Annotated in this window: 24 protein-coding genes, 1 tRNA gene, 1 other RNA gene, 1 riboswitch and 1 other annotated feature; of the genes, 24 read left to right on the top strand and 2 right to left on the bottom strand. The window is 44.0% G+C overall.

Annotation, left to right across the window (positions count from 1 at the left end; translation table 11 throughout):
• Both FEFB_RS08975 and FEFB_RS03230 read left to right on the top strand, forming a co-directional pair.
• A partial coding sequence (locus tag FEFB_RS08975) for a hypothetical protein (RefSeq protein WP_047974814.1) occupies positions 1-447 on the top strand: 447 nt, incomplete at its 5' end.
• Positions 448-551: 104 nt separating this feature from the next.
• Positions 552-623: transfer RNA gene (locus FEFB_RS03230), tRNA-Glu, on the top strand.
• Between the two features lie 145 nt (positions 624-768).
• On the opposite strand, the gene FEFB_RS03225 is transcribed toward FEFB_RS03230, so the two are convergent.
• Positions 769-1,749, bottom strand: coding sequence for a ketopantoate reductase family protein (locus FEFB_RS03225; RefSeq protein WP_047974813.1), 981 nt, complete (start codon positions 1,747-1,749; stop codon positions 769-771).
• Positions 1,750-1,880: 131 nt separating this feature from the next.
• Here FEFB_RS03225 and trpS point away from each other — a divergent pair, with 131 nt between their 5' ends.
• The 3 genes from trpS to FEFB_RS03210 all read left to right on the top strand — a co-directional run bounded on the left by trpS (position 1,881) and on the right by FEFB_RS03210 (position 5,392).
• Positions 1,881-2,897 (top strand): tryptophan--tRNA ligase, encoded by a 1,017-nt coding sequence (gene trpS, locus FEFB_RS03220; protein WP_047974812.1) that lies wholly within the window; start codon positions 1,881-1,883, stop codon positions 2,895-2,897.
• 282 nt (positions 2,898-3,179) lie between these two features.
• Positions 3,180-3,653 (top strand): hypothetical protein, encoded by a 474-nt coding sequence (locus FEFB_RS03215; protein ID WP_152666230.1) that lies wholly within the window; start codon positions 3,180-3,182, stop codon positions 3,651-3,653.
• Positions 3,654-3,672: 19 nt separating this feature from the next.
• Positions 3,673-3,843: riboswitch (Lysine riboswitch) on the top strand.
• Between the two features lie 97 nt (positions 3,844-3,940).
• Complete coding sequence (locus FEFB_RS03210; protein WP_047974810.1) at positions 3,941-5,392, top strand: amino acid permease; 1,452 nt, start codon at positions 3,941-3,943, stop codon at positions 5,390-5,392.
• 114 nt (positions 5,393-5,506) lie between these two features.
• On the opposite strand, the gene FEFB_RS03205 is transcribed toward FEFB_RS03210, so the two are convergent.
• On the bottom strand, positions 5,507-6,097 hold the full coding sequence (locus FEFB_RS03205) for a TetR/AcrR family transcriptional regulator (RefSeq protein ID WP_047974809.1): 591 nt from the start codon (positions 6,095-6,097) through the stop codon (positions 5,507-5,509).
• A gap of 705 nt (positions 6,098-6,802) precedes the next feature.
• On the opposite strand from FEFB_RS03205, the gene FEFB_RS03200 reads away from it, so the two are divergent.
• The 19 genes from FEFB_RS03200 to ffs all read left to right on the top strand — a co-directional run bounded on the left by FEFB_RS03200 (position 6,803) and on the right by ffs (position 24,684).
• The gene (locus FEFB_RS03200) at positions 6,803-7,804 is read left to right on the top strand and encodes an iron ABC transporter permease (RefSeq protein WP_053068938.1); all 1,002 of its coding nucleotides are present in this window, start codon (positions 6,803-6,805) and stop codon (positions 7,802-7,804) included.
• Positions 7,801-8,550 (top strand): ABC transporter ATP-binding protein, encoded by a 750-nt coding sequence (locus FEFB_RS03195; protein WP_053068937.1) that lies wholly within the window; start codon positions 7,801-7,803, stop codon positions 8,548-8,550. The genes FEFB_RS03200 and FEFB_RS03195 overlap by 4 nt, the downstream gene beginning before the upstream one ends.
• A complete protein-coding gene (locus tag FEFB_RS03190; protein ID WP_047974807.1) occupies positions 8,547-9,725 on the top strand; it encodes an ABC transporter substrate-binding protein in 1,179 nt (392 codons plus the stop codon). The genes FEFB_RS03195 and FEFB_RS03190 overlap by 4 nt, the downstream gene beginning before the upstream one ends.
• A gap of 296 nt (positions 9,726-10,021) precedes the next feature.
• Positions 10,022-13,639, top strand: a complete 3,618-nt coding sequence (locus FEFB_RS03185) for a DNA-directed RNA polymerase subunit beta (protein WP_047974806.1) — start codon at positions 10,022-10,024, stop codon at positions 13,637-13,639.
• Between the two features lie 23 nt (positions 13,640-13,662).
• Positions 13,663-17,316, top strand: coding sequence for a DNA-directed RNA polymerase subunit beta' (gene rpoC / locus FEFB_RS03180; protein ID WP_047974805.1), 3,654 nt, complete (start codon positions 13,663-13,665; stop codon positions 17,314-17,316).
• A 94-nt stretch (positions 17,317-17,410) separates the two neighbouring features.
• The gene (locus FEFB_RS03175) at positions 17,411-17,863 is read left to right on the top strand and encodes a hypothetical protein (RefSeq protein ID WP_047974804.1); all 453 of its coding nucleotides are present in this window, start codon (positions 17,411-17,413) and stop codon (positions 17,861-17,863) included.
• Positions 17,864-18,054: 191 nt separating this feature from the next.
• Positions 18,055-18,465, top strand: coding sequence for a Mini-ribonuclease 3 (locus tag FEFB_RS03170; RefSeq protein ID WP_047974803.1), 411 nt, complete (start codon positions 18,055-18,057; stop codon positions 18,463-18,465).
• Positions 18,458-19,207 carry a 23S rRNA (guanosine(2251)-2'-O)-methyltransferase RlmB gene (rlmB, locus tag FEFB_RS03165; RefSeq protein WP_047974802.1) on the top strand — a complete coding sequence of 250 codons (750 nt, stop codon included), beginning with the start codon at positions 18,458-18,460 and terminating at the stop codon, positions 19,205-19,207. The genes FEFB_RS03170 and rlmB overlap by 8 nt, the downstream gene beginning before the upstream one ends.
• 46 nt (positions 19,208-19,253) lie before the next feature.
• Complete coding sequence (locus tag FEFB_RS03160) at positions 19,254-19,820, top strand: RNA polymerase sigma factor (RefSeq protein ID WP_047974801.1); 567 nt, start codon at positions 19,254-19,256, stop codon at positions 19,818-19,820.
• Positions 19,821-19,873: 53 nt separating this feature from the next.
• Positions 19,874-20,023 (top strand): 50S ribosomal protein L33, encoded by a 150-nt coding sequence (gene rpmG, locus FEFB_RS08440; protein ID WP_082131899.1) that lies wholly within the window; start codon positions 19,874-19,876, stop codon positions 20,021-20,023.
• A gap of 11 nt (positions 20,024-20,034) precedes the next feature.
• A complete protein-coding gene (gene secE, locus FEFB_RS03155; RefSeq protein WP_047974800.1) occupies positions 20,035-20,211 on the top strand; it encodes a preprotein translocase subunit SecE in 177 nt (58 codons plus the stop codon).
• Positions 20,212-20,304: 93 nt separating this feature from the next.
• Complete coding sequence (nusG, locus tag FEFB_RS03150) at positions 20,305-20,874, top strand: transcription termination/antitermination protein NusG (protein ID WP_047974799.1); 570 nt, start codon at positions 20,305-20,307, stop codon at positions 20,872-20,874.
• Positions 20,875-21,036: 162 nt separating this feature from the next.
• Complete coding sequence (rplK, locus tag FEFB_RS03145; RefSeq protein ID WP_047974798.1) at positions 21,037-21,501, top strand: 50S ribosomal protein L11; 465 nt, start codon at positions 21,037-21,039, stop codon at positions 21,499-21,501.
• Positions 21,501-22,193 (top strand): 50S ribosomal protein L1, encoded by a 693-nt coding sequence (gene rplA, locus FEFB_RS03140; protein ID WP_047974797.1) that lies wholly within the window; start codon positions 21,501-21,503, stop codon positions 22,191-22,193. Before rplK ends, rplA begins: the two co-directional genes overlap by 1 nt.
• Before the next feature lie 36 nt (positions 22,194-22,229).
• Positions 22,230-22,348: a sequence feature (ribosomal protein L10 leader region), on the top strand.
• 22 nt (positions 22,349-22,370) lie between these two features.
• Positions 22,371-22,889 carry a 50S ribosomal protein L10 gene (gene rplJ, locus FEFB_RS03135; protein ID WP_047974796.1) on the top strand — a complete coding sequence of 173 codons (519 nt, stop codon included), beginning with the start codon at positions 22,371-22,373 and terminating at the stop codon, positions 22,887-22,889.
• A 50-nt stretch (positions 22,890-22,939) separates the two neighbouring features.
• Entirely contained in the window at positions 22,940-23,308 is a 369-nt protein-coding gene (gene rplL, locus FEFB_RS03130; protein ID WP_047974795.1) for a 50S ribosomal protein L7/L12, read from the top strand.
• A gap of 75 nt (positions 23,309-23,383) precedes the next feature.
• Positions 23,384-24,001, top strand: coding sequence for a class I SAM-dependent methyltransferase (locus FEFB_RS03125; protein ID WP_047974794.1), 618 nt, complete (start codon positions 23,384-23,386; stop codon positions 23,999-24,001).
• Positions 23,994-24,527, top strand: a complete 534-nt coding sequence (tadA, locus tag FEFB_RS03120) for a tRNA adenosine(34) deaminase TadA (RefSeq protein ID WP_047974793.1) — start codon at positions 23,994-23,996, stop codon at positions 24,525-24,527. Before FEFB_RS03125 ends, tadA begins: the two co-directional genes overlap by 8 nt.
• A 70-nt stretch (positions 24,528-24,597) precedes the next feature.
• An RNA gene (gene ffs, locus FEFB_RS08435) (signal recognition particle sRNA small type) lies at positions 24,598-24,684 on the top strand.
• Positions 24,685-24,702 lie beyond the last annotated feature (18 nt).

Genomic DNA, 24,702 nt, shown 5'->3' with positions numbered 1-24,702 from the left:
GCATCGCAGTCAGTTAGTTCTCAGGCAGCGGTTTCACAGGCCCCTGCATCGCAGTCAGTTAGTTCTCAGGCAGCGGTTTCACAGGCCCCTGCATCGCAGTTAGCCAGTTCTCAGGGAGCGGTTTCACAGGCTCCTGCATCGCAAGCGGCTCCAATGATAGTAACTAGCCAGCAAAGCCAGGCGGTGCAAGCCAACAACTTGGATTATAATCAAGCTGAACAGCAGGCCCTTCAAACCATCATTATGAAGGAATCCGGTGGCAACGTGAATGCGACAAACGGCATTTACTTTGGAATTGGCCAGTTATCACCAACTTTGCGTGCTCGCTATGGTGGTAATTCAACTGATTATCAAGATCAGTTGCAAGCAATGAAAGCCTATATCGCTGCTCGTTACGGGACTGCACAGGCCGCATTGGCTCATCATTTGCAGTATGGTTGGTACTAAAATCAAAAAAATAAACTTTTTTTGATTTAAGTGTTGACGAAAGCGTCTTACCTTGATATACTGATATAGTTGTTTGATAGAGATATCAAGTAACAACTGACCATGGCTCGTTGGTCAAGTGGCTAAGACGCTGCCCTTTCACGGCGGAATCGAGAGTTCGATTCTCTCACGAGCTACTATTAAAGTCGCAACTTCGGTTGCGGCTTTTTTGTTGTCTAAAAAAGCAATTAAAAAACCGTTGATTTGACTGGAAAGGTAAGGAGCTTTTAAGCTCTTTAATAATGTGCTATCAGTCGTTATCAGCGATTCTTACTATAATTTTTACTTTTCTGGTTGTGCGAGCTTGTTAACTGGTGGGTTAAATTCACGCATTGCTTCCGCAAGATGAACCAAGTTGGTAATCAAACGTTGGTTAGGAGCCGGTACGCCGTTCTTTTCGGCCAAATCAGCCAAGTAGCCGTTGATGTAGTCAACTTCCGTTGGACGACCCTTAACGAAGTCTTGATACATAGAAGGGAAGTGGAGTGGGTTACCAACGCGAGAAACGTAATCGACTTGTTCCAACATTTCCTGTTCTGTTTCAATCAATTCGATGCCGGCTGCCTTGGCACCAGCATAAACTTCCGCTACCAAAGGTGCGGCGATCTTGGAAACGAAATCCTTGTATTCAATCAAGTGACCCATGCGGGATTGGAACATGGTTGCGATTGAATTCTCCACTGAATTAAAGGTAACCTTCGTCAACAATGTTCCCATAAAGTTTTCAGAATATGAAGGATTCAAGCCGGCTGCTTGGAAATCCTTTTGCACTTCATCCATGACCTTGGATGGCTTCTGGGTCAAGTTTGCATAAACGGAACTTGTTTCCCCAATAAAGTCGACATCACCAAAGTTGTTCAAAATGGTGGCAATCATGGCTGTTCCGCCAATAATGTGCTTGTCATCGAAATATTTTTGAATCTTTTCAATGTGACCCATACCGTTCATGGCTGCCAAAGCAGTTTGTCCCTTTTGGAACTTAGGTTGCAAGCGCTGCAAAGCATCTGCCAATTGCATTTGCTTCATGAAGAAGATCCAGACATCTGGGGTGCCTTCATATTCTTCTGGTGAATATATGTTCACCTTAATGGGCGTCTTGTCTTCGTGGTCAACTGATCGGTAAACAACGTCGCCTTGTGCCTTAATGACGTCAACAGAGCCTTGTGTTGGCTCAACAAAGTCAACGTCTAGGCCAGCTTCTTCTTGCAACAAGAGACCGTATCGCAGTCCCATCGCACCCGCACCAACAACAGCATATTTCATATTGATTCCCCCTTAGTGTGAAAATATTCTAATCTTTTTCTCATAATATAACAATAAAACAAGAATCCTGCAAGTCGAGTTTGATTTCGTTATAATGGAGAAGTTAATAACTAGAAAGAGAAATAGAAGCCATGGAAAAAGAAATTTATTTAACCGGTGATCGTCCAACCGGGAAACTACATATCGGTCACTATATCGGATCTCTCAAAAATCGAGTGGCCATGCAGAACTCTGGGGAATTTGATCCCTACATTATGATTGCGGATACCCAAGCCTTTACAGACAACGCTCGAAATCCTGAAAAAATTAGACAATCATTGACGGAAGTTGCCTTAGATTACTTGGCTGTTGGATTGGACCCAAAGAAATCAACTATTTTTGTCCAGTCTCAAATTCCAGGTTTAGCTGAATTAACGATGTACTTTATGAATCTGGTTTCATTAGGACGGTTAGAGCGTAATCCAACAGTCAAGACTGAAATTCAACAAAAGGGCTTCGGGGAAGGGATTCCTGCTGGTTTCTTAATGTATCCAGTTTCCCAGGCTGCCGATATTACGATTTTTAAGGCCAAAAAAGTCCCAGTTGGTGACGATCAAAAGCCAATGATTGAGCAGACACGTGAATTAGTTCGTTCATTCAATAATGCTTATCAAAAAGATGTCTTTGTTGAGCCTGAAGGCGTTTTTCCACCAAAAGGGCAGGGTCGTCTGCCGGGAATTGATGGGAACGCTAAGATGTCTAAATCTTTGAATAATGGAATTTACCTCTCTGATGACCCAGATACCTTGGCTAAGAAGGTCAAGTCAATGTATACCGATCCAACACATATTCGTGTTGAGGATCCGGGGCATGTTGAAGGCAACGTCGTCTTTACTTATTTAGATATTTTTGACCCCGATCAAGGGCGAGTACAAGAGCTAAAGGAACAGTATCAGGCGGGGGGCTTAGGTGATATGAAGCTTAAGAAACACCTATTGGACGTGATGGAAGCTGAATTGGCACCAATCCGTGAGCGCCGGTTAGAGTACGCACAAAACATGGATCAGGTATTAGCCATGTTGAAACATGGCTCAGAAAAAGCCAATCAAAGAGCTGAAGAAACCATGAAAGAGGTTCGAGCAGCTATGGGTATCAACTATTTTAATTAAGAACAATTCTTGATTAAAATAGTTTCACTTTGCTTTTTTTTATTACATGACGTAAAGTCTTTTACATAAGAATGTTATTTATTTATCGAAGAGGACCGTCTTGTGTTAATATCACCATTAAAAAAGAGATCATATTTGTCAAAGTGCTTTTTAGCACTTTTTATTATTCTATCGATTATGCTGCGCTTCAATAGTGGTTTTTTAGAATTAATGGATACTGTTTTTGCCATTATAGCCCAAGAAATTGCTAGTCATTTCTTATTTTTAGCAGGCCCTGCTAATATGATGGGAAGTTTGTGGTTCATTTGGTTAGTTAATATTTTCTGGGCGTTTTTCATTCGATCTTTGGGCTTTAAAGTTGGCTCTTGGTGGGCGATTAACGTGACTGCAATTTTCTTTATCAGTATGATTATTTGGTCGGCAATAGTTTTCTTAACCTGGAATCACGGGTTAACTTTAGATCAAACGATGCCTGATTTATCATTGGCAATGTGGGCCTTGTTTTTCTTTGAATTTGACAACATTCTAGTTCATCGATTTCACGTGGCCCACTGGGTCAAGACCACCATTCAGACTGTCTTTGTGTTAACGTGGATTGTGTTAGCTGGCAATAAGATGATTGGGAGTGATTTGTCCTTTACCACGGTGTTGGGCGCTTTCTTACTGGCCTATATTTACTTCCGTTTAGCTGCTAAGGTTTACTTAAAGCACGTTAAAAGTTGGTTAGTTATTTTTGCAGTTGACGGTGATATTTAAATTGTGTTATGGTAGGAACAACAAACAAAGAGGTCGCAACTAAAATGAGTAGCCCTGAAGAGTCTGGCCAAGACGAAGACTGAGGGTGAAAGGTGCAGTTGCCGAAAGGAAATTTTGGGTCAAAAATTTTCCTTGGGCTGGTGAAGAAGATTCATCGGACTGTCGTTTTTAACGGTGCGCTTTGCTAATCATTGCTATCATTATTGAACGAATTTACCGCCTGTTTTTGTTTTGTGACAAAAACGGGTTTTTTTATTGTTTGAAATTCATATGAAGGAGTCATGCAAATGGCTGAACAAAATCAAAATGCCATCCAGCAGGAATTGAAGACACGTCATGTCTCCATGATTGCCTTGGGTGGATCAATTGGAACGGGGCTCTTTTTGGCCTCTGGGGCAACGGTATCACAAGCTGGACCAATGGGCGCCATTACTGCCTATTTGGTAATGGGTGTCATGGTTTACTTCCTGATGACTTCCCTTGGTGAAATGGCAACTTATATGCCAACCACTGGTTCGTTTTCAGAATACGGTAATCGTTTTATTGAACCGGCTATGGGCTTTGCCCTTGGGTGGAATTACTGGTTTAACTGGGCGATTACCATTGCGGCTGAAATCTCGGCGGTTGGTTTGGTCGCGCAGTTCTGGCTGCCTCACGTACCGGCTTGGGTTTTCTCAGCGGTTGTGCTGGCACTGATTTTCTTTATTAATCTCTTTTCTGTTTCGACTTTTGGTGAAACGGAATTTTGGTTGTCGACAATCAAGGTTGTGACCATTGTCTTTTTTTTGTTTGTTGGTGTCTTGACCATTTTTGGGGTTATTCACTCAAACCAAAACGTCATGCATAATCTGTCCGTTGGTAACCACGGTTTTGTTGGTGGTTTCCAGGGTGTCTTGTCGGTTTTCTTGGTTGCTGGTTTTTCATTCCAAGGAACAGAAATGGTGGGCATTACTGCTGGTGAAGCAAAGGACCCATCAAAATCAGTGCCAAAGGCGATTAACTCAGTCTTCTGGCGGATTTTGTTGTTCTATATCGGCGCAATCTTTGTGATTTCTGCTTTGGTTTATTACAAGGATCCAAATTTGTTGTCAGCTGCTAATAACAATGACATCACGGTTTCACCATTTACGATTGTCTTCAAGAATGCTGGTATCGCTTTTGCCGCCTCATTAATGAACGCAGTTATCTTGACGTCAATTATTTCAGCAGCGAATTCAGCTACTTATGCAGCGAACCGAACACTTTACGCCTTGGCCAAGAAGGGTCAGGCACCAAAGGTATTTTCTAAGTTGTCAAAGTTTGGTGTTCCTTGGGCATCCCTATTGTTGACGGTCTTCGTTGGAATGTTTGCTTTCTTGTCAGATATTAAGGGTGGTAGTGAAGCCTACACTTGGCTGGTTGCTGCCTCAGGTCTGTCTGGCTTTATTGCCTGGCTAGGAATTGCCTTAGCACATTTGCGCTTTCGCCGTGCCTATGTTCGCCAAGGTAAGGACTTGAACAAGTTGGTCTATAAGGCGCGCTGGTTCCCATTTGGTCCGATTTTGGCCATTGTTTTGTCAATCGTAGTGATTGTTTTGCAAGACCCAACTTCCTTTACTCACTTTGATTGGGAAAAGATTGGCATGACTTATCTGTCAGTGCCAATTGTCGTCATCCCATACATTGTCTATAAGATTGTTAAGAAGTCAAAGTTGATTCCATTGGATGAAATTGATTTGGATTCAAAGGCGGAACATTAAAAATTGGTTATTCAGCCGGATTTTGGTTGGGTAGGTTATGTTTCTTAATTAATAAAAGAGCTTCCACCGTTAAGGTGGAAGCTTTTTTTGTGAAAGAAAATCAGTGCTAATGGGTTAATCGCTCATTTCAGCTAAATCAAGAATAGAATTTGAGAAAAGATAGATAAAGCGTTGAGCGAAAATCTCAGGCTTAATAGGCTCTTCATGCGTGAGCCAGATACTGATAGCGGCCATGACTTGGTTAATCGTAAGCTCAGCAAGTGTTTGTGAGGTTAATTCATGTTGGTTTCCATTTGCACCATTAAAGTAGGGGATGAGCATGTCGATGTACTGTTGATGTAAATAGGGACGCCAGGCTGGATCTGCTACTTTTGAATAAAAAACACCGAGGAATTCATGTTTTTCATAAAGTGATGGAATAACGTTTTCAGCGAAAAAATTTAGTAATTCTTTGAAGGAATGGTTTTTGTCATGAAAGGCAAAGCACTTTAACTGTTGGTATGGTTTATTATCAACGTAATAATGCAGTGATTGCGTTAGCTCCTCAATATTTTGAAAATGATTTTTGTAGATAGCTTGTCTGGAGACACCCAATTCTTCAGCGATTTTGGCTAATGAAATATCTTTTGTACTCTCAGCGACTCGGGCGACCTTCAGGTATGCGTAAAAAATGCGTTCGGTTGTCACGGGTTGGGGATTTTCCATGGTGCCCTTTCGATTAAATGAAAATTAATATTGTGGATTATTGAACATTATACCATCTCGGGGGATGATAAAATGGTCTTTTTAAAATTGCTTGACAGTTGTGGTTAACGCTTGACAACCAAAAGCCCTTGAAAAGAGTGGACAAAACTCGGTAGAATGTAACTGTTGTGACACTGTTATGTCTTTTATTTATAGCAAAGAGGAGAGACTTTGTGAAGAGGCAGAGCGGTCCGCGTGATGTCCGTGCGTCGTTTCACTTAATCTGCATTGGTGAGAGATGAAAGGACCGGTTGGGGCAACGATTAAACTCCCTGGTCCTTTTAAGGTGCATAACTGTGTTGATTAGCAAATCAGTAATTGGTGAATTGCAAGTATACATGGGTTAAAGGTCCACAACAAAATATTTTTCAAGAAAAGGATTGATCGAAGATGAGAGCGGTCAATCCTTTTCTTTTTTGTTGTCTGGGGATAATTTATTCAATTAATCAATTTAAATATTTATATTTTTTTAATTTATTTAAAATGCGTATTAAGGCCGATTTAACCGTTTTTTGATAACAATTTTTGCTGAATTTTAAAGAAGGGACTCTTGACTTTGATTGACAGAAATGGCCACTTTCCGTATAGTGGATACTTAGTAAAAGTTTTAACAAAGTTCATGGATCCATGACATACCACCGTTTTCGAACAGAAAGGGACCTAACGATGGCATATCAAGAAAAGAATCGCCGCAAAATTTTACTCCTCCTCCTCATGGGCTTTTTGGCCTTCTCTTTAGTGATAGTCGATATCTATCATGGTTTTGGCGCCCTGTCCTTTCTAGGGACGAATGTAGCAAGTCAGCAGCCGGAATTGGCGGGTGTCGTCTTGAAGATGCGCTTAACTCGAACGTTGACAGCGACCTTAGTTGGTGCTTCCTTAGGGTTAGCCGGATTGTGCATGCAGAATATGCTGAAAAATCCGATTGCAACCCCCTTTACCCTGGGATTGTCATCGGCGGCTAGCTTTGGCGCCTCGCTGAGCATCCTATCGGGTTTTCCCTTTGTCTTTGGTCAGGCAAACGTTCAGGCCAGTGCCATTTTTTTCTGCTTTTTGGGCAGTGCAGTTATTTTGCTGATTTTTTCAGCTGGCCAAGTGAGTATGAACACGATTATCTTAGTTGGGACTGCCATTAATTTGTTCTTTACTTCTTTGCAGGAGTTATCCAAGTACTTTGCTAGCGAGCGGAATGCACAACGAATGACGACCTGGAGCCTTGGTGATTTATCAAAGTCTTCCTGGGATAGTGTCTTAGTGGTCTTTATTGTTCTCTACATTGTGCTGGTACTGATTTATCGGCAAAGTTGGGAAATGAATCTCTTGCAGCTGTCTGATGAAAGCGCCCAGTCGATGGGTGTCAACGTCAAAAGAACGCGTCTTTTAATTTTCTTTGCTTCGGCGCTGGTAAAGGCTGTGGCCATTTCCTTTGTTGGGACGATTGGTTTTATTGGTTTGATTGCGCCACACTTTGTCAAAGTGCTTGTCGGTAACGATGCCCGGTTTACGATTATCGGATCGGCGATTATGGGGATTGTGGTCTTGCTACTGGCGGCGATTGTTTCCAAAGCTTTAATCCCTGGGACGATTATTCCGGTGGGCATTATTACTAGTTTGGTTGGCGTACCGTTCATGTGCTTGGTGGCCATTCGAAAGGGGCAACGTTCATGACAATTTTAGTAGAGAACCTAACGGTTCAAAAGAAAGAAAAGCCAATCCTACAGGATGTGAATTGTCGCTTTGAAGATGGACACTTATCGACCATTATTGGTGTCAACGGTTCTGGTAAAAGCATTTTTCTCAAAGCACTATTGGGTTTTGAGAAAAAAGATGGGCAAGTGACTTTTGAAAAGGACCATAACATTTCCTATATCCCACAAAAGGTCACGGCCGACCAATATTTTACGGTTTTTGAATTTATTTTATTGGGGCTGTATGGTGACTTGGATTTTCGAGTCAACGACGGCCAGTTGGCGGCGATTGAATCGGTCATGGATGAATTAGAAATTAGCGATTTGGCAGACCAACAGTTTGCTGACCTCTCAGGGGGACAGCAACAGCTGGTGGTTTTGGCGCAGGCCTTGGTCCGGCAGCCAACGGTCATTATTGCGGACGAACCCACGTCTGCTTTGGATATTAAAAAGCAGTTACAGTACTTGCAAACGCTGCAACGCTATGTTCATCGCCATCAGATTGTGGGCATCATTGTTATCCACGATTTGACCCTGGCTGCCCGGTTTTCAGATAGCCTTTATCTGATGCAGGGTGGTCAGCTGATTTCTGCGGGGGATCCGGACCGGGCTTTGCAACAGGACCGGTTAGAGGACTTGTATGGCGTTGAATTAGAAATGAAGGAAACAGTTGATCAACACTTAGCCATCATTCCTTTGCGACCGATTGAAGAGGGTTCACGATGAAAATAAGAAAATCCCTCTCTTGGAGTATTGTTGTCGTCGGCTTTTTCCTTGGCATTGCTGGGATTAAGGAATTGGAAGGGTTGGGGGATCGTCAGCGAGAAACACCGACGGTGGCGACGCGGCTGATTGAGGATGTTCGCGGCCGGAAGGTGCGAGTACCTAAAAAGGTTACACGAGCCTACTATCCTTACTACTATCAAAACTTGTTATCAGTTGCCGGTCCGGATGCCTTTGAAAAGGTAGTTGCAACGTCGACCTTTGATACGGCCAATTATTCCGGTGTCTTGTATAACCTGTTGAAGGAACGGTCTGCGGGCTTTGATCAGGCCCAAGACGTTGGTTCAACTTTGAAGGGTAGTTTCGATATTGAAAAACTGATTGCCTTGAATCCCGATGTCGTCATCTTGGCTAACTACCAATATGATGGGATTGGAGAAGGCGACATTAAGCACTTAGACGAGTTGGGGATTCCGGTTATCTTTATTGACTATACGGACCTAAGCCCGGCCGCCCATTACCAGTCAACAACCATTCTTGGTCAGGTCTTTGATACACAAAACCGCGCTAAGGCGCTTAATCAGAATTATCAACGTCATATCACCAATGTGGCGCAGCGGTTGAAGTTGGTGAAGGAAAAAAAGCGGGTTTACGTGGAACAGAGGTCTTCTGGGGCTTCCTTTGCTGAATACGGTAAGGCCTATGGTGATGGCATGCTGATGGGCACCTTGGCCAAGGCGGCCGGAGCGGATAATATCTACCGTGACCAAATTAAGACCACGGGGGATGTCAATCCTGAGTTCTTGTTTGCACAGGATCCAGACGTGATTTTCATCGATGGTACCAACTATGCCGATCCACGTTCGGTTTCCTTAAAAGTTGGTTATGGGATTAGTCCAAAGGAAACGCAGCAGAGCTTGGCAAAATTAGTAGCGCAACGACCTGGATTTAGCCAGCTCAAAGCGGTTCAAAGTGGCCAGTTGTATGCTTTAGATAATCATTTGATGCGGACGATGAAGGATTATGTCTTAATAGAGTATATGGCCAAGAGTTTGTATCCAGAACTCTTTACTGATTTGAAACCTGAAAAGAATCTGCAAGACTTTAATGAAAAGTATTTACCTGACTTGGCAGATAAAGATTCTTTTTTGGCGCAGTGGGATATGGAAAAATCATAACGAAGTAAGCTTAAATAAAAGGTAAGGTGAAACCTGTAAGCGTAGTGGGATTTGACCTTGCTTTTTTCTTTGATAATCGGTAGAATAGTAACCAGAAACACTGTAAATAAATATGGCAGTTGGTGATCTCTTGTCCACTCAACGCCCTTATATCAGGCAATGCCCGCTCTTGGCGACAAAAACGTGGCTTGCTTTTTTTGTGCCTTATTAGCCGAAATAAGGGCTTGATTTCGCAAATTGTAACCAAATTGTAATATTTTCCCTAGTAAACAGTGAATAACAGACGAGGTGATACTGTGGCAGGACATTTAGTAAATTATGGTAAATATCGTACCCGCCGATCATACGCCAGCATTAAAGAAGTGTTGGATCTTCCAAATTTGATCGAGGTACAACTGGCATCCTACCAATGGTTCTTAGATGAAGGAATCAAGGAGATGTTTAACGACATCATGCCAATCGAAGACTTCCAGGGTAACTTGTCTTTGGAGTACGTGGACTATCAATTGATGGAACCAAAGTACAACATCGATGAAGCTCGTGAACACGATGCGAACTACTCAGCACCATTGCACGTGACGTTGCGTTTGACAAACCATGAAACTGGTGAAATCAAGTCACAAGACGTCTTCTTTGGTGACTTCCCATTGATGACAGAACAAGGAACGTTCATCATCAACGGTGCCGAACGAGTAATCGTTTCACAGTTGGTTCGTTCACCTGGAATCTACTACAACCAAGAAGCTGACAAAAATGGTCGCCCACACTTTGGAACAACAGTTATTCCAAACCGTGGGGCTTGGTTGGAATACGAAACAGACGCAAAGGGAATTGCCAACGTTCGTATCGATCGGACACGTAAGTTGTTGATGACGGAATTGGTCCGTGCCCTTGGTTTCGGTTCAGATTCTGATATCATCGATATCTTCTCAGACGGTTATGACGCCTTGAACATGACTTTGGAAAAGGATGTTCACAAGAACATGTCTGACTCCCGTGTTGAAGAGTCATTGAAGGACATCTACGAACGCTTGCGTCCGGGTGAACCAAAGACGGCTGACTCATCACGTGCTTTGTTGGTGGCTCGTTTCTTCGATCCAAAGCGTTATGATTTGGCACCAGTTGGTCGCTACAAGATTAACAAAAAGTTGTCATTGAAGACGCGTTTGCTGAACCAGACTTTGGCTGAAACATTGGCCGACCCTGATTCAGGCGAAATTATTGCTGAAAAGGGAACACTTGTTGATAAGGCTGTCATGGCTAAGTTAGCACCGTTCTTGGATCGGGAAGACTTCAAGACAGTTACTTACACACCATCTGGTGATGCTGTTTTGCAAGATGAAGTGGTCTTGCAAAAGATTAAGATTGAATCACCTGAAAACCCAGACAAGACTTTGCTTTTGATTGGTAACGGACACTTGCCTGAAGACGAGCATAATGTTCGTCCTGCTGATATCTTGGCAGGAATGAACTACTTTATGAACTTGCAAGAAGGTGTTGGCCAGGTTGATGATATTGATCACTTGGGAAACCGTCGTATTCGTTCCGTTGGGGAATTGTTGCAAAATCAGTTCCGCATTGGTTTGACGCGAATGGAACGAGTTGTTCGCGAACGGATGTCAATCCAAGATGCTGCGACTGTTACGCCACAGCAATTGATTAACATTCGTCCAGTTGTTGCAGCGGTGAAGGAATTCTTTGGTTCATCACAGTTGTCACAGTTCATGGATCAGACAAACCCATTGGGTGAAATGAACCACAAGCGTCGTCTGTCAGCCCTTGGTCCTGGTGGATTGACTCGTGATCGTGCCGGTGTTGAAGTTCGAGATGTTCACTACACGCACTATGGTCGAATTGACCCAATTGAAACGCCCGAAGGTCCTAACATCGGTTTGATCAACTCTTTGGCCACTTATGGTCGTATCAACAAGTATGGCTTTATTGAAACGCCATACCGTCGTGTTGATTGGGGAACTCATAAGGTTACCGAAAAGATTGATTATTTGACGGCCGATGAAGAAGATAACTATATCGTCGCCCAAGCCAATACGGAATTGGAAGACGATGGTTCATTTGTTCATAAGACTGCCATGGCTCGTTATGGTGAAGAAAACATCGAAACACCAATCGAAAAGATTGACTATGTCGATGTTTCGCCAAAGCAGGTTGTCTCAGTCGGAACGTCTGTTATTCCTTTCTTGGAAAACGATGATTCCAACCGTGCTTTGATGGGTGCCAACATGCAACGTCAGGCCGTGCCTTTGCTCGACCCACATGCGCCAATCGTTGGTACTGGTGTTGAATATAAGGCTGCTCACGATTCTGGTGCTGCCATTATCTCAACTGCTCCAGGAGAAGTTGAATACGTTGATGCCAAGGAAATCCGTGTTCGTCGTGAAGATGGTCAATTGGATACCTACGAATTGATGAAGTTCCGCCGTTCAAACGGTGGTAAGAACTATAACCAAAAGCCAATTGTGAAGGTTGGGGAACAAATCGATGATGACCAGGTCTTGGCCGATGGTCCATCAATGGAAAAGGGTGAATTGGCCCTTGGTCAAAACCCAGTCATTGCCTTTATGACTTGGCACGGTTATAACTTCGAAGATGCCATCGTCTTGAACGAACGCTTGGTTCGTGAAGACGTTTATACATCAATTCACATCGAAGAATACGATTCAGAGGCTCGTGATACAAAACTTGGCCCTGAAGAAATCACACGTGAAATCCCGAATACTGGTGAAGAACAGTTGAAGGACTTGGACGAAAACGGAATTATCCGTGTTGGTGCCGAGGTTAAGGATGGTGACATCCTGGTTGGTAAGGTAACACCAAAGGGTGTGACTGATTTGTCAGCCGAAGAACGTTTGTTGCATGCCATCTTTGGAGAAAAGGCTCGTGAAGTTCGCGATACTTCTTTGAAGGTACCACACGGTGGTGGCGGGGTTGTGCAATCCGTTCGAATCTATACACCTGAAAATGGTGATGAATTGGCTCCAGGTGTCAACATGATGGTTCGTGTTTACATCGCTCAGAAGCGTAAGATTCAAGTTGGTGACAAGATGGCCGGTCGTCACGGAAACAAGGGTACTGTTTCCGTCGTTGTTCCTGAAGAAGACATGCCATACTTGCCAGATGGAACACCAATCGACATCTTGCTGTCACCCATGGGTGTGCCATCACGTATGAACATTGGACAGGTTTTGGAATTGCACTTAGGATTTGCCGCTAAAAAGTTAGGCATCCATGTTGCTTCCCCTGTCTTCGACGGTGCTTCAGATGATGAAATCGAAGAAGCATTGGCCGAAGCCGGTTTGCCACAAGATGGTAAGTCTGTTGTTTATGACGGACAAACTGGTGAAGCCTTTGACAAGCGCGTTGCCGTTGGTGTGATGCACTATATGAAGTTGGCCCACATGGTCGACGACAAGATTCACGCCCGTTCAATCGGTCCGTACTCTCTTGTTACGCAACAGCCATTGGGTGGAAAAGCTCAGTTCGGTGGACAGCGTTTCGGAGAAATGGAAGTTTGGGCTTTGGAAGCCTACGGTGCTGCCTATACCTTGCAAGAAATCTTGACTTATAAGTCAGATGACGTTGCTGGTCGTGTCAAGGTTTATGAATCAATCATCAAGGGTGACGCAATCCCTAAGCCAGGTGTGCCGGAATCATTCCGTGTTTTGGTGAAGGAATTGCAAGCCTTAGGTCTTGACATGCGTGTCTTGGACCAAGAAGGTGAAGCCGTTCAATTGAAGCAGATGGATGAAGATGACTCAGTCTTGCCAGTTGATGCTTTGGAAAAGTTGGCTCGTACGAACCCTGATTTGCTTAACCGTGATGATGAAGAAGTTAAGGTAGCCTTTGATAAGGTAGAAGAAGACGCTGGTCAAAACTCTACCGATGAACAAGAATAATTAAAAGAAAGGTGACCGAATAGATGGCAATCGATGTTAATAAATTCGAGAGTATGCAAATCGGTCTGGCCTCACCTGATCAAATCCATGACTGGTCTCATGGAGAGGTCAAGAAGCCAGAAACGATCAACTATCGTACTCTTAAGCCTGAAAAAGATGGTTTGTTCGATGAACGAATCTTTGGCCCAACAAAGGATTACGAATGTGCTTGTGGAAAGTACAAGCGTATCCGTTATAAGGGAATCGTCTGTGACCGCTGTGGTGTTGAAGTTACTTCTGCCAAGGTTCGTCGCGAACGCATGGGTCACATTGAATTAGCTGCCCCAGTTACCCACATTTGGTACTTCAAGGGAATTCCATCACGAATGGGATTGGTCTTGGATATGTCACCACGATCATTGGAAGAAGTGATTTACTTCGCTTCTTATGTCGTTGTTGAACCAGGGGATGCTCCTGTTGAAAAGAAGCAATTGTTGACTGAACGTGAGTACCGTGATTATAAGAAGGAATTCGGTGCAAACTTTAAGGCCGGCATGGGTGCTGAAGCTGTGAAGGAATTGTTGGCCAATGTTGATTTGGCTGGCGAAGCCGATGCTTTGAAGCATGAATTGCAAGAAGCAACTGGCCAAAAGCGTGTTCGTGCGGTTCGCCGTTTGGATATTATTGAGGCATTCTTGCAATCAGACAATAAGCCAGAGTGGATGGTCATGGATGTTATTCCAGTTATCCCACCTGACTTGCGTCCAATGGTTCAATTGGAAGGTGGCCGTTTTGCCACTTCTGATTTGAACGATTTGTATCGTCGTGTGATCAACCGTAACAACCGTTTGAAGCGTTTGTTTGATTTGCATGCCCCAGGCATCATTGTTCAAAACGAAAAGCGGATGTTGCAAGAAGCTGTTGATGCCTTGATGGATAATGGTCGTCGTGGTCGTCCTGTTTCTGGTCCTGGTAACCGTCCTTTGAAGTCTTTGTCTCACATGTTGAAGGGAAAGCAAGGACGTTTCCGTCAGAACTTGTTGGGTAAGCGTGTTGATTACTCAGGACGTTCTGTTATCGATGTTGGTCCATTCTTGAAGATGAACCAAATGGGATTGCCACGCCCAATGGCAATCGAATTGTTCCGTCCATTTATCATGCGTGAATTGACGAAGCGTGGCCTTGCTGGCAACGTGAAATCAGCTAAGCGTAAGATTGATAAGGCTGACGAAGACGTCATGGACGTTTTGGAAGACGTTATCAAGGAACACCCAGTTTTTTTGAACCGAGCACCTACATTGCACCGTCTTGGAATCCAGGCCTTTGAACCGGTCTTGGTTTCAGGAAAGGCAATGCGTTTGCACCCATTGATCTGTGAAGCGTATAACGCCGATTTCGATGGTGATCAGATGGCCATTCACGTGCCTTTGTCTGATGAAGCGCAAGCGGAAGCTCGTTTGCTGATGTTGGCCGCAGGCCACATCTTGGCACCCAAGGATGGAAAGCCAATCGTTGCTCCTTCACAGGATATGGTGATTGGTAACTACTACTTGACGACTGAAGAAGCTGGTCGTGAAGGCGAAGGCATGATTTTTTCATCTGTTGATGAAGCTCGCATTGCCTTTGCTAACAAATTAGTTCACTACCAAACTCGTGTCGGTATTCAGACTTCTTCATTCTCAGAAAAGAAGCCATTTACTGACGACCAACGGTCAAAGATTATGGTGACCTCAGTTGGTAAGCTGATTTTTAACGAAATCTTGCCAGTTGAATTCCCATTCATCAACGAACCATCTGATGATAACTTCCAAGGAGTTTCTGATGACTTCTTTATGGAACCGGGGGAGAATATTCACGAATTCTTAGCAGATCGTGAAATCATTAAGCCATTCAAGAAGGGCTTCTTGTCTGACATCATCGCGGAAGTCTACAAGCGCTACAAGGTGACGGAAACGTCATTGCTTTTGGACCGCATGAAGGATTTGGGTTATGACATTTCAACCCAATCTGGTTTGACCGTTGCCATGACAGATGTTACGGAATTGGCTGACAAGCCAAAGATTTTGGCTGATGCGCACGCTGAAGTTGAACAAGTAACGAAGCAATTCCGTCGTGGTTTGATTACAGATTCAGAACGTTATCAACGTGTTATTGATATCTGGTCAAAGGCCAAGGATGTTATCCAAGACGAATTGATGGCTACTTTCGACACTCGTAATCCTATCTACATGATGCAGGATTCAGGTGCTCGTGGTAACATTTCGAACTTCGTTCAGTTGGCTGGAATGCGTGGTTTGATGGCTGGACCTGGTGGTAAGATTATCGAATTGCCAGTTACATCAAACTTCCGTGATGGTTTGACTGTTATGGAAATGTTTATCTCAACTCACGGTGCTCGTAAGGGTATGTCTGATACGGCCCTTAAGACGGCCAACTCAGGTTACTTGACTCGTCGTTTGGTTGATGTTGCTCAGGACGTTATCGTTCGTGAATACGACAACGGCTCTGATCGTGGTGTTGCTGTTAAGGCTATCGTTGATGGCAGTTCAGTGGTTGAACCATTGTACGACCGAATTCTTGGTCGTTACGCTATGAAGACTGTCTTTGATCCTGAAACAGGTGAAAAGATTGTTGCCCGCAACGAAATGATTGATGAAGATGCCGCTAAGAAGATTGATGCTGCTGGTATCGAAGAAGTCACTATCCGTTCAGTCTTTACATCAACGACAGAACACGGTGTTTCTGTCTTAGATTACGGACGTAACTTGGCTACTGGTGAAGAAGTTGAAGTTGGTGAAGCCGTTGGTACTGTTGCCGCCCAATCAATCGGGGAACCTGGTACGCAGTTGACCATGCGTAACTTCCACACGGGTGGAGTTGCCGGTGGAAACGATATCACGCAAGGTTTGCCTCGTGTGCAGGAAATTGTTGAAGCTCGTATCCCTAAGGGACGTGCTGAAATTTCTGAAGTAACTGGTAAGGTTACGACCATTGAGGAAAATCCAGCCGAACGTACAAAGGAAGTGACAATTGAAGGTGAGACTGATACTCGCACCTACACATTGCCTTTGGCTGCTCGGATGCGCTTCGGTGAAGGTGACATGATTAACCGTGGTGATGCCATCAATGAAGGACCAATCGATCCAAAGGAATTGTTGGCCGTAACGGATACTTTGACTGCTGAATCATACATGTTGTCAGAAATCCAAAAGGTTTACCGTTTGCAGGGTATCGAAGTTTCCGATAAGCACATCGAAGTTATGATTCGTCAGATGTTGCGTAAGGTTCGTGTCATGGATCCAGGTCAGACTGATTTGTTGCCTGGAACTTTGATGGATATCGCTGATTTCAAGCGGGCTAACGAACCAGCGTTGTTTGCTGGTAAGGTTCCTGCGACTGCTCGTCCTGTCTTGCTTGGAATTACAAAGGCTGCCTTGGAGACTAATTCATTCTTGTCAGCTGCCTCATTCCAAGAAACAACGCGTGTCTTGACGGATGCTGCTATCCGTGGCAAGAACGATCCACTTGTCGGTTTGAAGGAAAATGTTATCATTGGTAAGATTATCCCTGCCGGTACTGGAATGGCTGAATATCGTAAGATTAAGCCAGAAGTTGTTGGTGAAGTTGTTGACCAACCAGAAGAAAAAGACATTCAATCTTTGGACCAAGTTGCCCAAACAATTGACGGTCAAGACTAAAAGAATCATGGGAAAACCAGCGAAAGCTGGTTTTTTTATTGTCCAAAGTCTCTGAGTACGGTAGACTAGGAGTAGATTTAAAAACGAGGCAAGCATGAAAAAAGTAAAAATTGACTGGATTGATTGGATCCAAAAGCTGAATAAAAAACAACTTTGGGCAACGGCGGTCATTCCGGCGGTGCTCCTATTAGTCTTATTGTTGGTTCGCATTGAAACCGGTAACGAAGCCTATAATCAAAACTGGTTTGTTTATTTCTTTGCGGTCCTTTACGCTGCCGCGTTTAGCCCGATTGGGGAACAAATCCAATTCCGTTTGTTTCCACAATCCATTCCGCATAACCAATACCAGGTAACCACTTGGTCGCAATGGAAACAGGCGATGATCACGGCTGCTGTTTTGATGATTATTTCGCTTTTATTTTGGCCAATTCAAAAGCAAGGTGAAATTGCGATTCACCTGATTGCCGCGATTATTGTTGGCTTTTTGTCAATGTGGACAATTCGGATGGTGCAGGGAATGCGCCAAGAAAAGAAAAATAAGCGTTAAGTTAATCACTCGTTATCAGTCAGTGAGCTCACGACTGGGGCGAGTGTTTTGCCTTGTTAAATGAATGTTACTTAGGCTTTAATTTGGTAAAATCAGGACAAAAAGAGCCTGATTACTTGTTGGGTCAGAACAAAGTTGGTACTGTCTAGGTGTCGCTAGCCTGGTTGGACCAAACTGAAAAGAGATATTGAATGGAACAACTTGACTATGAACAGATGAATGGGCTGTCTTTAGCCTACATCGGTGATGCGATTTATGAATTAACGGTCCGCAATCATTTGGTCGCCATGGGATTAACAAAAGTAAACGACTTACAGAAAAAGTCACGGCACTATGTCTCGGCTAAAGCACACGCTGCCTTGTACCAATTGATGGAAGATGATCAATTGTTAAAGGAGAATGAGTTAACTTACTTTAAGCGTGGTCGCAATGCCAAATCATATACCAAGGCTAAAAATACCAACGTTGTGGCATACCGGATTTCAACTGGTGTGGAAGCGATGATTGGCTACTTGTACTTGTCTAAGCAAGAAGAGCGTTTACAAACGATTATGGAATGGATTTTCGACCAAGTGGAAAGTGGGAGAACGAACAATGTCTAATGAACAAGCACCAGCCTTTATTTACGGTCACCATGCCGTTGTTGAGGCTTTAAAACAAAAAACAGCAATCAACAAGTTGTGGCTACAGCCAGGTCTGCAGCCAAAGGTAGAGCGGGAAGTTAGCCAATTAGCTAAGCAACAAGGCATTGTTATCCAACAGGCGCCGAAAGCAAAGTTGGATGAGTTAGCGGATGGTGGTAATCACCAGGGCTTGGTTTTGTCAGTGGCTGCCTTTACTTATGCTAGTCTAGACGACTTGTTTGACAAGGCTAAGAGCAAAAATGAGGATCCTTTTTTCCTGATTTTGGATGAAATCGAAGATCCCCATAACCTAGGATCCATTTTGCGAACGGCTGACGCTGCTGGTGTTCATGGTGTCATTATCCCGAAGCGTCGGGCAGTGCAACTGACGGGAACGGTGGCTAAAAGTTCTACTGGTGCCATCGAGCACGTACCGGTTTGTCGCGTGACGAATTTGGTGCAAACGGTTAAGACATTGAAAGAACGTGGCGTTTGGATTTTTGGCACTGACATGGCTGGACAAGATTATCGGACATGGGATGCCAAGGGTGCTACGGCTCTAGTTATTGGAAATGAAGGAAAAGGAATTTCGCCCTTGCTGAAAAAGCAGGTTGACGGTATGTTAACCATTCCGATGATTGGTCATGTTCAGTCGTTGAATGCCAGTGTGGCCGCTAGTTTATTAATCTATCAAGGATATAGCTCAAGACACCCTCTCTAAGGGGCCTTGTGTTCACAAAGCCCCCTGTGAAAAGGAGGCTTTTTTGATGGAAAAAATACAATTGCGGGAGGGGAGCCACGAGGTGCTCTTAGCGCAACAAGGTGATGAGGAGGCATTTGTAACCCTCTATCGTCGTCATGTGGGCATGGTTTGGCTGGTCTACGGTAACTATTTGACCAATGTTTGCCGCGCCGATGATTGGGAGGCGTATGCCCTCGAAGCCATGCTACACTGCCTAAGGCGTTACGATGTGCAAAAGGCTCGGGCCAAGTTTTCGACCTATTTAATGGCTGCCTTGCGTAATCAGGCGATTGACTATATTCGCAAGCAAAATACAAAACAGGAGCAGTTTAACCGCGCCATGACGCATTTTGATGCCGGTCAGGATTTGCCTGTTGTTATTGCTGAGCCAACGGGAACACCAGAACAACAATGCATTGCTCGTGAAACTCTAGCGGAAGTCTTAAACTGTCGTAAAAGCGAAGTGGCTCAAATTATTAGTTTTTTAATTGGTGATGGAAAAATATTATTAAAACCGCATGAATCAAATCATCAAGTGACGAGGGTTCAATATCGGTTGAAACAGGCCTATTTACGTCGACTCCATGAGTGAATGTTGAAAATCAAGCCTAAAGATGCTATGATGCTAGTCAGTGAGGTAACTTTATGCCAAGTCAAAAAGCATCATTGGCCTGTGAGGTCTGTGGATCAAGAAATTACACCGTTACCCTGGCAAAGGGGCGGGTTGAGCGCTTGAGCGTGAAAAAGTTTTGTTCCCATTGCGGAAAGCATACGCTCCACCGAGAAACAAAGTGAGGTAGTGAACCATGATTACATACTTTAAAAATGTCGCTGCAGAAATGCGCAAAGTTTCTTGGCTGTCAATGGAACAAACGACAAAGGAAACGATTGCTGTAATTAGCATTTCAATCGTTTTTGCTATCATTATCGGTGCATCAGACTGGCTTTTACAACAAGGAGTCAATTTGTTCTTGGCACGATAAGCCGGAATATAGTATACTAAAGGCAGTTAAAAGAGTCAGCGGACTCTTTTTTATTTGCAATTCAAGGAGGAAGGGCATTCGCCCAAAATAACCATGACTGAAGAAATCGAAAAAGCTTGGTTCGTTGTCCACACATATTCAGGTTACGAACACAAGGTTCAAGCAAACTTGGAATCACGAACACAAACAATGGGAATGGCCAACCAAATTTTCCGGATTTTGGTGCCAGAACAAGAAGTTTCGACTGTTCAAGATGGTGAAGTAAAGACTTCCATCGAAAATGATTTCCCTGGTTATGTCTTGGTTGAAATGGCCACTCCACAAGATGGTAACATGACCGATGAAGCTTGGTACGTCGTTCGTAACACGCCAGGCGTTACTGGATTCTTGGGTTCTCACGGAGCCGGATCAAAGCCGAACTCTTTGTTACCTGAAGAAGTCGAATTGCTGATGAAGCGAATGGGTATGACTGGTCAAGCAACTGTTGACTTGGACATCGAAGTTGGTCAAACAATCAAGATTGTTGCTGGTCCATTCAATGGTATGGAAGGAATTGTCCGTGCAATTGATAATGAGAAGCAGGAAGTTGAAGCAACGGTTGAGGTCTTTGGCCGTGAAACGCCAACTGAACTTGGCTTCAATGATATCGATACAAACTTTTAATTAAAGTTTAGACCTGTTACAAACGCCTTTGTTAACGGGTTTTCAGAAAAAACGTCCTTTACTTGGGACGTTTTTTTTGTTATACTATTCTGGTATGTCAAAGACATGCGTGGAAGTAGCACTAAAGCTACGTTCTACCACAACACGAGGAGGAAATATATCGTGGCTAAAAAAGTTATCAATGTTGTGAAACTGCAAATTGCCGCTGCCAAAGCAACTCCAGCTCCACCAGTTGGACCTGCCTTGGGACAAGCCGGTATTAACATCGCACAGTTTACTAAGGAATTTAACGCACGGACTGCTGACCAAGCTGGTTCAACAATCCCTGTCGAAATCTCAGTTTTCGATGATCGTTCATTCGAATTCGTTACTAAGACTCCACCAGCAGCTGACCAATTGCGTAAGATTGTTGGTAAGGGTTCTGGTGAACCTAACCGTACTAAGGCCGGTAACGTAACCTTGGACCAAATTCGTGCAATTGCTGAAAACAAGATGGCAGATTTGAATGCCAACGACGTAACAGCAGCCATGAAGATGATCGAAGGAACAGCCCGTTCAATGGGTGTTACGGTCGACGGTGTGGACTTGACTGTTGAAGGAACAGCAATCAAGGAGGACGCAGAATAATGACACAAAAGCATGGTAAGAAGTATTTAGAAGCTGCTGCTAAGGTTGAAGCTGAAAAGGCTTACGCATTGGCAGACGGAATTGCTTTGTTGAAGGAAGTTTCATACGCAAAGTTTGACGCTTCAGTTGAAGTTACTTTCAAGTTGAACGTTGACACTCGTCAAGCTGACCAACAACTCCGTGGTGCTGTTGTTTTGCCTAACGGTTCTGGTAAGGACAAGACTGTTGTTGTCTTTGCTCAAGGCGACAAGGCAAAGGAAGCCGAAGCTGCTGGTGCTGACGTTGTTGGTGCTGCTGACTTGGTTCAACGTATCCAAGACGGTTGGTTAGACTTTGACGTTGCTGTTGCAACTCCTGACATGATGGCGCAAGTTGGTCGTGTTGGTCGTGCATTGGGCCCTAAGGGATTGATGCCAAACCCTAAGACTGGAACTGTAACCATGGATGTTACCAAGGCTGTTTCAGATGCTAAGGGTGGTCAAGTGACTTACCGTACTGACCGTGACGGAAACGTTGCCGTTACTGTTGGTCGTGTATCATTTGACGATGCAAAGTTGGCTGAAAACATCAAGTCAATTGCTGACACTGTTTTGAAGGCTCGTCCTGCAGCTGTTAAGGGAACTTACGTTTCAAACGTTGCTTTGTCTTCAACAATGAGTCCTGCAGTTACTTTGGACTTGGCTTCTCTTTAATTGACAGACTAGCTGAAAACTGCTAAGATAAATAAGTAAATAAAATCAATTTTGCCTAAGACTCAGGTGGTGCTTGCACCTTAATATCCTGCCGAGGAAGTTATCAATTAACTTTACCCGTCTGTCTTTTGCAGGCGGGTTTCTTTTGCAAAAAAATCTTTGAAAGGAGAATTTCATATGAGTGAACAAGCTATTGCAATCAAAGCACAGAAGGTTTCAGAAGTTGCCGATCAATTTAAGGCCGCTTCAGCCGCTGTTGTTGTCAACCCTCGTGGTTTGACTGTTGCTGAATCAACTGACTTGCGTTCACAGTTGCGTGAAGAAGGCGTTGTTTTGGAAGTTATCAAGAACAAGGTTTTGGAACGTGCTGCTAAGGAAGCTGGTTTCGAAGAATTGAACGATTTGTTTGCTGGCCCATCAGCCGTTGCCTTCTCAAACGACGACGCTGTTGCCCCAGCCCGCATTTTGAAGAAGTTTGCTGACGGAAATGACAAGCTCGTTATTAAGGGTGGTGTTGTTGACGGAAGTATTGCTGGTGTTGATGAAATCAACAAGTACGCTTCATTGCCTTCTTACGAAGGTTTGCTTGGTCAGTTGATGGCCGAATTCCAGTTCCCAATCCGTTCTTTCGCTTATGCTGTTAAGGCATTGCAAGAAAAGAAGGAAGCTGAAGAAGCTGCCCCAGCTGCTGAATAAGCACAACTATAAATTACAAACTATTTAAAAACTAATTGGAGGAATTAATCATGGCTTTTGATAAAGACGCGATTATCGCATCATTGAAGGATGCAACAATTTTGGACTTGGCTGATTTGGTTTCAGCTATCGAAGAAGAATTTGACGTTTCAGCCGCTGCTCCTGTAGCCGCTGCTGGTGCTGCTGGTGCCGATGGCGCAGCTGCTAAGTCAGACTTTGACGTAGAATTGACTTCAGCAGGTACTGCTAAGGTTAAGGTTATCAAGGCAGTTCGTGAAGCTACTGGTCTTGGCTTGAAGGAAGCTAAGGACATGGTTGACAACGCACCTTCTGTTATTAAGGAAGGCGTTGCCGAAGCCGATGCTAACGAATTGAAGGAAGCTTTGGAAGCTGCCGGCGCTTCAGTTACTTTGAAGTAATCCTAGAAAACGGGCCTTTAGGGGCTCTTTTTTTGTACATATTTTAGTAAAATGAGAACAGAGGACGACAACGCAATGACGGAAAAAATTTCAGGTGAACAATACTTCACAGCGCAACCAGATGCAGCCCATGACTATCAAAATTTTGATTTCGAGCTTTTAGGCAATAATTTGCATTTCACGACGGATGCTGGTGTTTTTTCCAAGAGAACGGTGGATTTTGGGACACGGACGATGCTTTCCGTCGCGGCGGAAACTGATTTTCCAGCTGGTCGGGTATTGGATTTGGGAACTGGTTACGGTCCGGTGGGGATTGCTATTGCCAAGGCGCTGAATAAGAATGTTGACATGGTCGATGTGAATCAGCGCGCTCTTGATTTGGCCCAAAAGAATGCCAATAAAAACGGGGTGGGCAGCCAGGTGAAGGTTTTCCAGTCCAATATTTATGAAGACGTTCAGGACCAATATGCCTTAATTTTGGTCAATCCGCCAATTCGAGCTGGAAAGCAAGTGGTGACAGCGATGCTCCAGGAAGCTAAAAATCATTTGCTGCCAGGTGGGAAGTTGTTGGCTGTTTTGCAAAAAAAGCAGGGCGCACCATCAGCTCGAAAGAACCTGGAAGCCGTTTTCAATGATGTTTCGATTGCCGGTAAAAATAAAGGCTACTATGTCTTGGAGGCAGTCAATGGCTGAAATCCCAACTTTAAGCTCTGACCAAGTGGCTTATTTTATGGATGTTGCTTTAACGGAGGCGAAGCGGGCGGGTGAAATTGGTGAAGTGCCAATTGGTGCCGTGATTGTCAAAGACGGGCAGGTGATTGCGACCGGTTCCAACCGGCGGGAAATTGATCAAGAGGCCAGTAGTCATGCTGAATTATTGGCGATTAACCAGGCAAATCAGGAGCTCGATACTTGGCGCCTGGAAAATACGGCACTCTTTGTAACATTAGAGCCCTGCTTGATGTGTGCAGGTGCCATCATCAACGCTCGGATTCCATTGGTCTATTATGGTGCCCAGGACCAAAAAGCAGGGGCTGTCTCGTCTCTCTATAATGTCTTTGAAGACGAACGGTTGAACCATCAAGTGAAAGCTTACGCGGGTGTTAAGGCTGAGCAATCTAGGGCCTTATTGAAGGATTTTTTTCAAGAAATCCGTCAGAAGCAAAAGGCAAAAAAGCAGGCTGCCAAGGAACTGAAAAAGTTAGCCGAAAGTGAGTAATCATCAGGTTTCCAGGCTGATTTTTCTTTTGGGAAACGCTTGCTAAAAACCTGATATTTCGCTATAATAACAGTGCAGGCAAGGGTTGCCTTTCGAACCGAGTCAGGACAGAAATGTAGCAGCTCTAAGATTGATTAACCTTGTGCTTGTGTACATAGTAAAACCGCCAAACGGC

Origin of the sequence: Fructobacillus sp. EFB-N1 (assembly GCF_001038455.1) — a bacterium.
In the GTDB taxonomy this organism is placed as follows: Bacteria; Bacillota; Bacilli; order Lactobacillales; family Lactobacillaceae; genus Fructobacillus; species Fructobacillus cardui.
The sequence above is the reverse complement of the archived record's forward strand: the minus strand, read 5'-3'. Positions and strand labels throughout refer to the sequence as shown.